Raw genomic sequence first — 14,486 nt, 5'->3', positions numbered from 1 at the left:
GGCAAATGTTGGACTGATGATGACCACAACCCCCTCAATTGTAATCATCCTGAGCCACAATTAGTTATATTATAGTGATGCAGATAGCTGTATTGGTTCAATCACCTTGTATACAGCTTATTTATACTGCCCACCGAGCCGATCGCAAAACGGCAATTTGGTCTAACAGGCGCAAAGGTTTATCTGGTGAATCCTCCAGAACCCACTCCCCTTTTATATAGGGAGCCATGCTATCGGGAACCTGAACTGGCGTTCTCATTTTTTCTATGGGTAGCCAGTCCATAGCCGTCAGATTGTTTATCGACTCTACTGCTAAACCCAACATAGTATCTTGGTCTTCTACGGCAATTACGGGAATTTCCGTGCGATCGGTGTTTAATTGCATTGTATCTCCCAAAAACTGTCCTAGATCAGCCACCCAAACCACTCGTCCCCTCAAGTTGAGAGTCCCCAACAGTAGGGATGATACATTGGGAATGGGAGTAATGCGGTCAATTGATTGAGATAGGACTTCTTTGATACCCATAGCGGGCAAGGCAAATTCGGCACCCGATGCCACAAAAAAACGCAGATGCAACTCACCCTCTGGGGTTTCTAGCTCCTGAAACTCGGAGCCGTCTGCACCTTGACCCGTGATAAAATCGGGACTTCCAACCATTACCCCTCACCTACCCCCTTAATAGCTGTTTAACCGTCCCTACCAGTTCAGTCGGCTGAAATGGTTTGGCGATATAAGCATCTGCCCCCTGTTTCATGCCCCAATATCGATCGAACTCCTCTCCCTTGGAAGAACACATCACAATGGCAATTTTTTGAGTTTTCGGATCAGACTTGAGACGGCGACACAGTTCGTAGCCATTCATGCGAGGCATTACAATATCCAACACCACTAGATCGGGAGAGATTTGTTGAACTTGTTCTAGTGCCTCTACACCGTCGCTTGCTACCGCGACTTTTAAGCCACTTTCTCTCAGGAGATTTGAGATCATCTCCCGTTGTGTCACACTGTCTTCTACAACCATAATTGTATTCATACTATCTTGCTGAGTTGCTGGGTTCTAAGTTAACTGAGGCAGGGCGCGGAGGGACTGGGGCATTTCCAATATAATTCGGCCAACCCTCAGCTCCGAGACATTCCAGTTACAAGCCATTGGCTTTATTGCAACCGCGATATTCCACCCGCAGAGTTGATTTGATCAAATCCTTAATGCGAATGGATTTAATCTCAAGTATACCTAAGTTCGCCACCTATTGATTACACTTTGAAATCAGACCGAATAAGACTCCTCCGAGTCAAGAGAAGGCCACTTATGGGAAAAAGTCTCGGCGAGTTGACTTTCTAGCTTCCGGGAATGACCGTCGGCTGTACCCACATAGTTTTCTACCAGCGTCAGTAACTCCCTCTTGCTAAACGGTTTGGTCAGATAATTGGTCGCTCTCACCATTCGGGCTTTGAGGCGATCGATAAATCCATCAATGCCTGTTAGCATGATAATCGGAGTTTCCCGAAAAGCACTAGAACTTCGCAACATCGCGCAAATTTCATATCCATTTAGTTCCGGCATGGCGATATCGCATAAAATCAGATCTGGTTTCAGTTGGAACACTTGACTTAATGCCTTCAGGGGATGACCTATAGCCGTCGCCTCGTAGCCATGCTCCGTTAAGATTAACTCTACTGTCTCCCGAATTACGCGATCGTCATCAATACAGACAATGCGGGGAACCTTACTCTCGAACTGAGAACGGGGGTACGGACTTGGTTCGGTCGGCCGAAAGCGCAGTTGCACAAAACCCTGTTGTAAAAAAGGATAGATCGCCTTGGTGACTGCGACAATATCTCGGTTCAAATAACGGGAAATTTGTCGGAAAGTCGTTTTTCCGTCCGCCCAACGGGTTAAAGTTTCAAAGACATTGGGACGCACTACTTGTCTAAGTTTGTCTGGGTCTAAAATGAGGGGGCACTGACTGGGGGATTGGATATGGGGGTGAAAAGTTTTCCACTCCTGCACCTGTTTCATAATTTTAGGTAACACCGTGTTGATTTGTAAAGTCATTAATTGCGGTGCTAGGGGTGAACCCATTTCAAAGTTAAAAGCCCCGTGGTGAAGGCTGAGAAGGTCGAATAGGGTTTCGGAAATCATCCCATGGAGAATGCTGCGCCCCTGGGTGGGGGTAATCGCGTTTTGTTCTAGTAGCACCCACAAATAGCCGTATTCGGGCGCGTTAACTGCCGTAATTGACGGCACTTCTAACTCATTGAGGACTTCTGTTAACTTGTAGCGGTACAGGTAGTCCCGCAGTCTTTTCAGGCTACCCTCGCTTTCCCCAGCATAGACAATTCTACCGTTGGAGCAAAAAACTAGCCAGCAGTGACTCTTCAAGCGATCGCTATATTTTTCCGAAACTACCGAGGCGGCGGGGCTATAGGCTTCCACCATTAACTGACCGGTGCGTTGACCGACTTCGACCAACTGCAATATACTGCGGATATCGATTTCATTTAAAGAGCCTTGCATGAAGCCGCTTGGCCTCCTGACGATCGCTTAAATTTTTTTAATGTCCTCATACAACTCAATTAATGGGATTGAGGAGGGTAAGGGCAACATTACTGTCTTACACTCTCGTTAGGATAGCATAAATAGTGAATTAACTCAATCCATCGTGGTGGATAATGTATAATGGACAATTGATCATGGTGGACGCGGGTTCTCCCAGGACTTGACCTCCTCTGGGTAATACCCCATCACTTGCCCCCCGGCAATAATCAAGAATTGTGAATAATTAATAATTAATAATTAATAATTAATAATTAATTATTCCATTGATAATGGTGGACGCGGGTTCTCCTAGGACTTGACCTCCTCTGGGTAATACCCCATCACTTGCCCCCCGGCAATAATCAAGAATTGTGAATAATTAATAATTAATAATTAATAATTAATAATTAATTATTCCATTGATAATGGTGGACGCGGGTTCTCCTAGGACTTGACCTCCTCTGGGTAATACCCCATCACTTGCCCCCCGGCAATAATCAAGAATTGTGAATAATTAATAATTAATAATTAATAATTAATAATTAATTATTCCATTGATAATGGTGGACGCGGGTTCTCCCAGGACTTGACCTCCTCTGGGTAATACCCCATCACTTGCCCCCCGGCAATAATCAAGAATTGTGAATAATTAATAATTAATAATTAATAATTAATAATTAATAATTAATTATTCCATTGATAATGGTGGACGCGGGTTCTCCTAGGACTTGACCTCCTCTGGGTAATACCCCATCACTTGCCCCCCGGCAATAATCAAGAATTGTGAATAATTAATAATTAATAATTAATAATTAATAATTAATTATTCCATTGATAATGGTGGACGCGGGTTCTCCCAGGACTTGACCTCCTCTGGGTAATACCCCATCACTTGCCCCCCGGCAATAATCAAGAATTGTGAATAATTAATAATTAATAATTAATAATTAATAATTAATAATTAATTATTCCATTGATAATGGTGGACGCGGGTTCTCCCAGGACTTGACCTCCTCTGGGTAATACCCCATCACTTGCCCCCCGGCAATAATCAAGAATTGTGAATAATTAATAATTAATAATTAATAATTAATAATTAATTATTCCATTGATAATGGTGGACGCGGGTTCTCCCAGGACTTGACCTCCTCTGGGTAATACCCCATCACTTGCCCCCCGGCAATAATCAAGAATTGTGAATAATTAATAATTAATAATTAATAATTAATAATTAATTATTCCATTGATAATGGTGGACGCGGGTTCTCCTAGGACTTGACCTCCTCTGGGTAATACCCCATCACTTGCCCCCCGGCAATAATCAAGAATTGTGAATAATTAATAATTAATAATTAATAATTAATAATTAATTATTCCATTGATAATGGTGGACGCGGGTTCTCCCAGGACTTGACCTCCTCTGGGTAATACCCCATCACTTGCCCCCCGGCAATAATCAAGAATTGTTAATTGTTAATTGTTAATTGTTAATTATTAATTGCTTATGGCTACTTTGAATCTGAAACCTTCCCACAAGGCGGTAAAGTCCTATTACCAAACATTACAAAACTTCCAGAAGTTGGGGGCGGCTAATGAAGGGGCGGTTAAAGTCGCTTTTGCCGATTTGTTAACTTCCTGTTGTCAGCAGTTTAATTGGATTTTGGTACAGGAAAACAGCCTGAAGTTGACCGCCAAAAAACGGATTCAAGTTGATGGGTTATTTGTCCGAGATGATACCCTAAAACATGGCATTTGGGAAGCTAAAGACACCGCCGACGACTTACCCAAAGAAGTACAAAAGAAATTTGCCAAAGGCTACCCCAAAGATAACATTATTTTTCAGTCCCCTGACCGGGTGATTATTTGGCAAGGGGGAAAACAAGTCTATGACCAGGATATCACCAAACCGGAAGCCTTGGTCGAAAGTCTAAAGTTGTTTTTTGAATATCGCCCACCCCAAATCGAAAATTGGGAGAAAGCCGCGGCCGAATTTGGCGAGAAAGTGCGCGGGTTGGGGGAAAAACTGGTTGATTTAATCGAGAGTCAACGCAAAACTAATCCCCAGTTTATTGGGGCTTTTCAAGGGTTTAGTAACCTGTGCCGTCAGTCGATTAATCCTAATATTTCTGATGCGGCTGTGGAAGAGATGCTGATTCAGCATTTACTCACGGAAAGGATTTTCCGACAGATTTTTAATAACCCCGATTTTACCCGGCGCAATATTATCGCGGTGGAAATTGAGAAGGTGATCGAGGCTTTAACCTCCAAGTCGTTTAGTCGCGCTCATTTTCTGGGAGATGTTGATTATTTTTATCGCGCCTTAGAAGAGGCTGCGGCTACTATTACTGAGTATAGCGAAAAGCAGCATTTTTTAAACACGGTTTATGAAAGGTTTTTCCAAGGGTTTGCGGTCAATGTCGCCGATACCCATGGGATTGTTTACACGCCTCAGAGTATTGTCGATTTTATGGTGAGAAGTGTTGATGAGATTCTCCGCACGGAGTTTAAGAAATCTCTGAGTGATAAAGGGGTGCATATTCTTGACCCGTTTGTGGGGACGGGTAACTTTATTATGCGGATAATGCGGGAGATTAGAAAAACTGCGTTATCTCATAAGTATCAGCAGGAGTTACACTGCAATGAGGTGATGTTATTACCCTATTATATCGCTTCGATGAATATTGAGCATGAATATTTGACGGCAACCGGACAATATCAGCCTTTTGACGGGATTTGTTTGGTGGATACTTTCTCGGTGCAAGAAGCATCACAACTCGATTTATTTACTCCCCAAAATACCCAACGGGTCAAGCAGCAGCAAAGTTCCCCCATTTTTGTGGTCATTGGCAACCCTCCCTATAATACAGCGCAGCAAAATGAAAACGACAATAACAAAAACCGCAAATATAGCCAAACGGGAGGAGTTGATCAACGGGTGGCGGAAACTTATGCGAAAGACTCGAAAGCGACTAATAAAAATAAACTTTCCGACCCCTACGTTAAGGCATTTCGCTGGGCGGCTGATAGGATTGAAGATGAGGGAATTGTGGCATTTGTCAGCAATAACAGCTTTATTGATGCGATCGCTTTTGATGGAATGCGGCAGCATTTAGCCCAAGATTTTGACGCAATTTATATTTTAGATTTGGGGGGTAATATCAGAAAAAATGCCAGCAATCAACCGATTTATAATGTTTTTGATATCAAAGTAGGGGTGAGTATTAACCTGTTGATTAAAAAGAAGGAAGGTAACAAATCTCCGGGTAAAATTTATTATGCAGCGGTGGGTGAGTTTTGGCGGAAACAGGAAAAATACGATTATTTAGAAAAATGTCAGCATTTGGGTGGGGTAGACTGGGAAGAGATTAAACCGGACAAAAAACATACCTGGTTAACCGCAGGGTTGCACGCGGATTTTGAAACCTTTATCCCCATGGGGACTAAGGAAACCAAAGCCGCCAAAGGAGACGCGACGGGGGCGATTTTTAAGTTGTTTAGCTTGGGAGTTAATACCAATCGCGATGTTTGGGCGTATAACTTTAATCCTGATGAATTAGCCGCCAATATTCAAAGGATGATCGCCACCTATAATGAACAAACCAGGAAATGGCATGATTGTCAAGATCCATCAGTTAATCTCGATGATTTTGTTATATCTGATGATACGAAAATTAAATGGAGTAGTCGCCTTAAAGAATGTCTGAAAGCCAATATAACTACGCAGTTTATCCCCGAAAACGTAAGAAATTCTCTATATCGTCCATTTTGTTTTCAGTTTTTATATTTCGATGAAGTTTTAACTCATCGTCGCGGTCAATTTCCCTACATATTCCCCACCCCGGAGACAGAGAAAGAGAATCGGGTGATTTGTGTAACTGGGTTAGGTTCAGAAAAATCTTTTACAGCGATGATAAGTAATATGATCGTTGATTTAAATATGTTAAGTCCAGGGACAGGTGGCGCACGTTGTTTCCCTTTCTACAGCTATGACGAAGACGGAAATAACCGCCAGGAAAACATCACGGACTGGGCGTTAGATGCTTTTCGGGAAGAATACGAAAACCGGGCTATCAGTAAATGGGATATTTTCTATTATATATATGGTTTGTTACACCATCCCAGGTATCGGGAAAAATACGCGGACAACCTGAAAAGGGAATTACCGCGCATTCCCTACGCCCCGGAATTTGAGAGTTTTGCCAAAGCGGGAAAACGTCTAGCGGAAATTCATCTAAACTATGAAAAGCAACCGGAATATCGGCTGGAATTTATCGAAAATGATGAGGTCGCGTTAAATTGGCGGGTGGAAAAGATGAAACTGAGTAAAGATAAAACCCAGTTAATTTATAACGAGTTTCTGACCTTGGCGGGTATTCCCCCGAAAGTGTTTGCATATCGCCTGGGGAACCGATCAGCTTTAGATTGGATTATTGACCGCTATCAGGTTAAAATAGATAAACGCAGTGGTATTGAAAATGACCCCAACCGCTTAGACGATGAACAATATATTGTGAGGTTAATTGGTCAGGTGATTACAGTTAGCTTAGAAACGGTGGATATTGTCAATCAATTACCCTCCCTGGAATAAGGAAAAGATGATCGTCTACCCCCAGCCATATCGGTGAGTTATGGAAACCTGGGGGGAACCCTTGACAAATATCACCATGGCTGGTAGGTTAAAAGGGGGGGTAAAAATCAGCCTGTTTTGAGATTGCCCACAGAGGGGAAGATTCCCGAAATATCTACCCGCGAAAATCCTAGGAAGTTTACCCGTTGACGGGACTGGCGCAAATTGATGTGGTGGCTGAAGTGTTCGCTGATGACCATATTACCGCTGACCGTAACAGTGGGATTAATCGAAGTAGGAATTACCCCACCATCCCCCGATCGCATTCAGGAATTAACATCGTTTTTGGGTGCGGTCACGATTCCCACAGGTTTCCGATTTGAGGATACAGAAGTGGGGGGACTGTCGGGAATAACTTATAACCGGCAAAAAGATGTATATTATGCGGTGTCGGACTCCCAAGGCGATCGCGGTGACGCGAGATTTTACACGCTGAAATTGCACTGGAGTGGGGACCCTTTCCAATTAGAAGGGGTGGAAGTAATAGGAGTAAGGCGGATATTAGACGCCAACGGGGAAGCCTTCCCATTGTATAGTTTAGACCCGGAAGGAATTGCTTTTACGGGAGAAACGGTTTGGATTGCTTCGGAAGGAAATATAGCGGCGGGTTATCCTCCGTTTATCAAGGAGTTTTCCCTAGAGTCGGGTCGCCAACTAAGTGAATTACCCATCCCAAAACAATTGTTTTCGCCAGATAATCCTAATATAGGAGTGAGAAATAATCTGGCTACGGAAAGCCTGACCCTAACCCCGGACGGAAAAACTCTATTTACAGCTACGGAAAATGCTTTAATTCAAGACGGACCGGCGGCGACGGTTAAGGAAGGAAGCCCTAGCCGGATAATTCGCTATAATTTGGAGACGGGTTTAGTAGATGGTCAGTTTCTGTATATGACAGAAGCGATCGCGGGTAGTTCCCTGATGTCTGAGACGTTACAGCTTAACGGACTGGTGGAGTTGCTGGCTGTGAGTGAGAGGCGATCGCTGGCTATGGAAAGGTCATTTTCCCTAGACCGGGGATTTGTGATCCGCCTGTTTGAGGTATCGGTGAAGGAAGCGACGGATATTAGGTCCTTGGACAGCCTGCGAAACCAATTAGAGGGAATTACCCCGGTTAGCAAAACTCCGGTATTGATTCCCCCAGAGATACAGGCTGAGGTAATCTGGGATAATCTGGAGGGGATGACTTTTGGGCCAACTCTCCCGGACGGAAGGCGATCGCTAATCATGGTCAGCGACAACAATTTCCACCCGCTACTACACACCCGGATCGTAGTTTTTGCGATCGACCCCGAATATCCGGCGAAACCCTATCAGCAAAGGGTCTGGGAGTGGATAGAAAATTTTTTCGGTTCAGGGGTTGACAAAACCGGGAATTAAGCTGATAATAGATTTTGTGCTTAAAACGAAGCACTAACTACGAAGACTTCAAATCAGGGTCTACCATAGGGGACTGTAGTTCAATTGGTTAGAGCACCGCCCTGTCACGGCGGAAGTTGCGGGTTCGAGCCCCGTCAGTCCCGTTATAAATAATTAACAATTAACAATTAATAATTAACAATTAATAATTAACAATTAATGCTGCGCCGTTGATTGATTTCTGGGAAGGCAATGGGCAATGGGCGATGGCTGGGGATAAAATCATCAATGCGATCGCGCTTATTATAGGTTTAATTCAAGCATTTTCTGGGATGCGATCGCTATGGCATCTTCACGGGTGGATATTTGACCCTCAGCCTTAGCAATTTGTATCTCTTGGAGTAGATCCCCTAATAAGGGACTGGGAGAGAGTCCCAATTTTGCCATTAAGAGTTTCCCGCTAATGACGGGTTGGGGGTGAGCGATCGCATCATCGGGATTCAGATAATGGTTAATTAGGGTAGTAAACTCCTGTAGTGATGCTCCGGCGGCTATGGACAGGACTACTAAGGCGGGGAAAAATTCCCCCACATTAGCAAATAGAAAATATTGTTGGCGTATGGATAGATCGGCTATGGGGGTGGGTTGTAGTTGCTGAAAGGTTCCTAGTAAAGCCAGAACTCCCCGGATCTCAACTCGGCTATATTTGAGGGTAATTAACTCGGCTTCGGCTTGGTCCCGATCCTCGCTGGTCATGGTGGCTAATTTGGCGATCGCGAGTTGGGACATTTTAATGGTTTCCCGCACCGACTCCCTCAAGGGTTTGGCTAATGGTGGATAGGTTTGTGAGACGGCGGCGGCGACGTGATCAAGATTTTTGAGGCGATCGCATCTATCTCCCAAACTGCTAAACCAGGGGGAGATCAGACCGATTTTCCAGGCTTCAATTAATTTCGGCACTCCCAAGGGGGTATTGAGTAAATATCCTAACTCAGTGCGGATACGTTCTGCTGCTACCCGTGGTAATAAACTGGCTAAATCGGCGATCGTCTGTTTAGTTTCCGGTTCAATCACAAAGCCTAACTGCGCCGCCTGTCGATATCCCCGCAGCAACCGCAGGGGATCATCAGCTAAGTTTTCCCGACTGATCATGCGCATCAGACCCTGTTTTAAGTCTTGTTGTCCCTGATAGGGGTCGAAAAAAGTTTTGGTTATGGGATGATAGGCGATCGTATTAATTGTAAAATCCCGCCGCCCTAGATCTACCTCTAAACTTCCTCCCTCAGCTTGAGCAAAATCTACTGTTACCCCTGGGAATACTACCCTAGCAATTTGTCGCTCCGCATCTAACAACACAAATCCGGCTTGATAATGGGAGGCGATGGTTTTGGCTGTGTTTACTGCTTCCGACAACACCACAAAATCTAAATCCAAATCACCCACGGCGCGACTCAATAAGGCATCCCGCACCGCACCCCCGACTAAATAAGCTGATTCGGGTAGATTTTCTAAACCAAACGGCCAGTTTTCGGGAGATAATGGGGATGTAATAGCAGCAGACATATAGCAAGCAATACCTATCTATAGAAGAATCCGCGATCGCAAATAGTCAATCAAATTACCAAAGTCCACCCAGTTCAAGTGTTCAGATAACGATAACTTTCCCAGGTAACTTTCTTGATGTTGCCGAAAGGGACTATTTTTGACAAAGCTCAGGATTTGGGTTAATACTATACAATACCATGAGACCAAAAATATTTTGAGGGAAAATGGATCAAGCTATACCGCCAGAATTAGAATTCAGTAATCCTCTTGGTTGTCTCCCATGTCCTGATAGTCCGCTGTCTCTGGATTCTGCTTTTTATGTGGAGCGTCCCCCCATCGAAATTATAGCCTATCAGCAAATAACCCAACCTGGTAGTGTTATGCGAATTAAAGCACCCCGAAAAATGGGCAAAAGTTCGTTAATGCTAAGGTTGATTAACCACGCCAACAGTTTAGGATATAGTACCGTCTTAATTGACTTTCAGCAAGCGGATTTAGGGATTTTTGAAAGTTCGACCAAATTTTTTCGTTGGTTATGTAGTAATGTCACCAGACAGTTAGGAATAGCCTATAATATTAATGATTATTGGGATGAAGACATCGGCGACAAAGTGAGCTGCACGATGTATTTTGAAGAATACTTAATTGCCCAAATTAACCGACCTTTTTTATTGGTTTTTAATGAGGTTAATTTGCTGTTTGAGTATCCCCAAATCTTCATGAACTTTATGCCATTATTGCGATTTTGGCATGAGAAATCTGCACAGTCAACAATTTGGCAGAAATTGCGCCTGGTTTTGGTTCATTCCACAGAAGTTTATGTTTCTTTAGGGATTAATCAATCTCCCTTTAATGTAGGTGTATTGATTGATTTACCTGAGTTTACGCATCAGCAAGTGGGAGAACTAGCCGACAAATACCAACTCACTTTAACCGAAAATCAGTTACACAAATTAACCTGCTTGGTCGGTGGACATCCCTATTTAATTCATCTAGCTTTTCATTATTTATATGAGCATCAAACAAAATTTGATGATTTTTTTCATCGAGCTTCTACCGATGCAGGTATTTATAAAAATTATCTGAAAAAAATCTGGATATTAATTCAAAAAAAGCCAGAATTAGTGGAAATGATTCAGCAGTTAATCACCGCCAAAACAGCCTTAAAAATTGAGCCAATATCAGCCTATTACTTAGAGAGTATAGGGATAATTAAAAGCCTAGGAAATAATTATATTTTGGCTGGTGATTTGTATCGTGTTTACTTTAGCTATAAACCGATATCCCCCCAAGTGCCTAGTTCTATTTATATAGAACAATTGGAACGTGATAACCAATATTTATCAAATTTAGTTTATGTTGATGAACTCACTAAGGTGGCTAATCGCTCACAATTCCAGAAGGCTTTTAAAATGGAATGGGAATGTATGGCTATCAAACATAATCCCCTGGCATTAATTGTCTGCGATATAGATTACTTTAAACTATATAACGATACTTTTGGTCATCTAGCCGGAGACGTATGTTTACAAAAAATAGCCCAAGCTATTCAACAGAATTTACAACGTCCCAATGATTTATTAGCTAGATATGGTGGAGAAGAGTTTGTGGTGCTTCTACCCCAAACTGATGGGAAGGGAGCCATGTTTGTGGCGGCAAAAATTTGCCTCGCGGTCAAAGAATTAGCTATAGCTTCTGGAGTGCCTAAATCTGTAGATTCTCAGCATCCGGTAGTAACGATAAGTATAGGAATTGCCAGCATAATTCCTAGCAGTGATTATCATCCAGAGACCCTGTTTATGGCAGCAGATCAAGCACTGTATGAATCCAAAAAAGCTGGACGCGATCGCTATACTATGAGTTCAGAATTTAACTTTAAATACTAACCCCATCCCCATGAAATTCCCAGAAATTGGCATCAGGTTCGAGATCGGGTAAAATTGTACTGAGGGGGGTTAAGCCAGTATCATCCCCCAGTCTGAGTCAGAAACAGCCGTAACAGTCATCTGTGGACGCCAAAGTGCCTGAGATAGTGCCTAGACCAGGATAACAGTAGGCGAGACTAATAGCACCATCAGCAAGAATCGATTAATATAAGCTAAATTAGCAGAAAGGGAAATCAAGTAGTCAATCCTTTTGAAAATATACAGAGGGTTTTGAATATGTGTATTTGTGTTAACTGTTACTATGTCGATCGCTGTATCACCTACCACGCCGTAGAAACACAGCATCAGGAACGCCATGTTAGCGACAATCCCACCTTTGACCCCGTTGAACCCAGCATCAACGTTAATATCCGCACCACAGAAGATAGCATCGAGATGGAATGGGATGTAGTTGGCTGTGAAAGTTTTAAACAAGAAACCGGAAAATGGTCAAAATTGCGACCGGGAGAGCCCATCCCCACCTAATCACCAGCGGACAGCCATTAACCATTGGGGGTCAATAGTCACCCCCATCTTTAATTTTTTTTAACATCCTCAGATTATGAGTTACTGTTTTAATCCCCACTGTCCAAATCCCCAAAACCCAGGTGAGGGGGAGTCGTGCCAACACTGTGGCGCTGCTGTCAAACTATCGGCCCCAATTGGGGGGTCAGCCAATAGCTGTTATGCTGCGCTGGAACTCCTGGGACAAGGGGGATTCGGTCGCACATTTTTAGCGGTTGATCAACTGACACCCAACCATCCACAGGTCGCGATTAAACAGTTTTTTCCCCAGGGAAATAATGCCAAGCGATCGGCGGATTTATTTCGTCAGGAAGCCCAGCAACTGGAGATTTTAGGGGAACATTCCCAAATCCCTAACCGGGTGGCTTATTTTGAGTCGGAACCCTATCAATATTTGGTTCAGGAGTTTATAGAGGGTCATAACCTGGCTCAAGAATTGATGCTCAAGGGTCCGTTTACGGAAAATAAAATTTATCAGGTTCTGGATGAATTATTGCCTGTGTTACAGTTTATTCACAGCCATAAGGTGATTCATCGAGATATTAAACCGGAAAATATTATCCGTCGCCGCTGTAGCAGTAAAGGCTCGGAAAATAGCTTGGTTTTGGTGGATTTTGGGGCGGCTAAATTGGTGACAGGGGGGCTATTACCAAAGACGGGGACTCTGATTGGTTCCGCTGCTTATACGGCTCCTGAACAGTTGATGGGAAAGGCTGTATTTGCTAGTGATATTTATAGTTTGGGGGTGACTTGTATTCATTTGTTGACGGGTGTTACCCCTTTTGATTTGTTTGATAGTCATGAGGGAAATTGGGGCTGGCGTAGTTATTTAAAAAGTCCTGTTAGTGACGAATTAGCTGATATTTTAGATAGAATGTTGGCCGGGGCAACAAGCAAGCGTTTTCATTCGGCGGCGGCGTTACTGCTGAAATTGCACCCCACTCCTAAATATATTGAGGCTATGCCGGGTTTAACGCCGGAACCGGAAACTGGTTTTGTGGCGATCGCCACTAATCCAACCACTATTAAACAGCCAATAAAGCCTAGTACACTCCCCCAGGAAGAACCACAAATCACTGAGGTTCTGCAAAAGGCTCTACAATCCTATCAAGTTAAGGTGCAAGTTAATCGGATTAGTAAGTCTAAGTTAACTATTGTCATTAATCGTGCCGACAAACAACAGGTGGATTATCCCCAAATAGCTAAGGCGATCGCCACTGAATTAACTCAATTAAACCTCAAGAATATTGTCCGGGTTAAGTTATTAGGCAGAGTCCAAAATCGTGGGGTTCCTGAATGGCAAATAGTGCTTAAATTAGACCCAAAAGCCAGACGCAAAAATCAGCGCCTGCGGTTTAAGCAGTATTGCCATAAGTTAATTAGCAGTGAAAATTGGCGAAAAAGAATCCAAAGCAAACAGTTCTGGATGGACACATTAACTATGGCTATGGTTGCCTATATTTTTAGCAACAACTTTATAGTGTTTACCCCATTTTTATCACTGCTAATTGCTCCAATATTTATCATGTTTAAAAACTGGATAAAACCATATCATGAGGTTGACGAAAAGCAAGTTTTTGCCATGGTTGTCGGGTTATTCTTGGTGCTAGAGTTCCTGCAATTCAGATGGGTTCGTAACGACCTTTTTGGTATCATTATCGCTGGGATGTTTCTATCTATACCACTGTTTTCAAACCGGAATAATTAATAATTAATAATTAATAATTAATAATTAATCCTGCCCCGTTGATTAATTTCTGGAAAGGCAATGGGCAATGGGCGATCGCCTCGCCCATCACTTGGACGCGCGTCCCTAATTGCTAGAGGACAAAATAATTAATAATTAATAATTAATAATTAATCCTGCCCCGTTGATTAATTTCTGGAAAGGCAATGGGCAATGGGCGATCGCCTCGCCCATCACTTGGACGCGCGTCCCTAATTGCTAGAGGACAAAATAATTAA

The 14,486-nt window shown here is 43.1% G+C and carries 9 protein-coding genes and 1 tRNA gene; 6 read left to right on the top strand and 4 right to left on the bottom strand.

What is annotated here, in order from left to right:
* Nucleotides 1-121: 121 nt before the first annotated feature.
* The 3 genes from HFV01_RS22580 to HFV01_RS22570 all read right to left on the bottom strand — a co-directional run bounded on the left by HFV01_RS22580 (nt 122) and on the right by HFV01_RS22570 (nt 2,519).
* Entirely contained in the window at nt 122-658 is a 537-nt protein-coding gene (locus tag HFV01_RS22580) for a chemotaxis protein CheW (RefSeq protein WP_006621462.1), read from the bottom strand.
* Nucleotides 659-668: 10 nt separating this feature from the next.
* On the bottom strand, nt 669-1,034 hold the full coding sequence (locus HFV01_RS22575) for a response regulator transcription factor (RefSeq protein ID WP_006617199.1): 366 nt from the start codon (nt 1,032-1,034) through the stop codon (nt 669-671).
* 234 nt (nt 1,035-1,268) lie between these two features.
* Nucleotides 1,269-2,519: a response regulator gene (locus HFV01_RS22570; RefSeq protein WP_006621459.1), complete on the bottom strand. Its 1,251-nt coding sequence runs from the start codon at nt 2,517-2,519 to the stop codon at nt 1,269-1,271.
* 1,525 nt (nt 2,520-4,044) lie between these two features.
* Between HFV01_RS22570 and HFV01_RS22565 the strand changes: the two genes are divergently transcribed.
* The 3 genes from HFV01_RS22565 to HFV01_RS22555 all read left to right on the top strand — a co-directional run bounded on the left by HFV01_RS22565 (nt 4,045) and on the right by HFV01_RS22555 (nt 8,690).
* Nucleotides 4,045-7,128 carry a type ISP restriction/modification enzyme gene (locus tag HFV01_RS22565; RefSeq protein WP_193520406.1) on the top strand — a complete coding sequence of 1,028 codons (3,084 nt, stop codon included), beginning with the start codon at nt 4,045-4,047 and terminating at the stop codon, nt 7,126-7,128.
* A gap of 231 nt (nt 7,129-7,359) precedes the next feature.
* On the top strand, nt 7,360-8,547 hold the full coding sequence (locus HFV01_RS22560; protein WP_006669106.1) for an esterase-like activity of phytase family protein: 1,188 nt from the start codon (nt 7,360-7,362) through the stop codon (nt 8,545-8,547).
* 69 nt (nt 8,548-8,616) lie between these two features.
* Nucleotides 8,617-8,690: transfer RNA gene (locus HFV01_RS22555), tRNA-Asp, on the top strand.
* A 139-nt stretch (nt 8,691-8,829) separates the two neighbouring features.
* On the opposite strand, the gene HFV01_RS22550 is transcribed toward HFV01_RS22555, so the two are convergent.
* Entirely contained in the window at nt 8,830-10,089 is a 1,260-nt protein-coding gene (locus HFV01_RS22550; RefSeq protein WP_006669105.1) for a tRNA nucleotidyltransferase/poly(A) polymerase-related protein, read from the bottom strand.
* Between the two features lie 206 nt (nt 10,090-10,295).
* Here HFV01_RS22550 and HFV01_RS22545 point away from each other — a divergent pair, with 206 nt between their 5' ends.
* The 3 genes from HFV01_RS22545 (at nt 10,296) to HFV01_RS22535 (ending at nt 14,229) form a co-directional block, all read left to right on the top strand.
* Nucleotides 10,296-11,957 carry an AAA-like domain-containing protein gene (locus tag HFV01_RS22545; RefSeq protein WP_193520405.1) on the top strand — a complete coding sequence of 554 codons (1,662 nt, stop codon included), beginning with the start codon at nt 10,296-10,298 and terminating at the stop codon, nt 11,955-11,957.
* Nucleotides 11,958-12,233: 276 nt separating this feature from the next.
* Complete coding sequence (locus HFV01_RS22540; RefSeq protein ID WP_006621453.1) at nt 12,234-12,482, top strand: Ycf34 family protein; 249 nt, start codon at nt 12,234-12,236, stop codon at nt 12,480-12,482.
* A gap of 76 nt (nt 12,483-12,558) precedes the next feature.
* Nucleotides 12,559-14,229 (top strand): serine/threonine-protein kinase, encoded by a 1,671-nt coding sequence (locus HFV01_RS22535; protein WP_006621451.1) that lies wholly within the window; start codon nt 12,559-12,561, stop codon nt 14,227-14,229.
* Nucleotides 14,230-14,486: the final 257 nt, after the last annotated feature.

This window comes from Limnospira fusiformis SAG 85.79 (assembly GCF_012516315.1).
GTDB classification, from domain to species: domain Bacteria; phylum Cyanobacteriota; class Cyanobacteriia; order Cyanobacteriales; family Microcoleaceae; genus Limnospira; species Limnospira fusiformis.
Note: the sequence above shows the minus strand (reverse complement) of the source record. Positions and strands in the feature narration are given on the sequence as shown.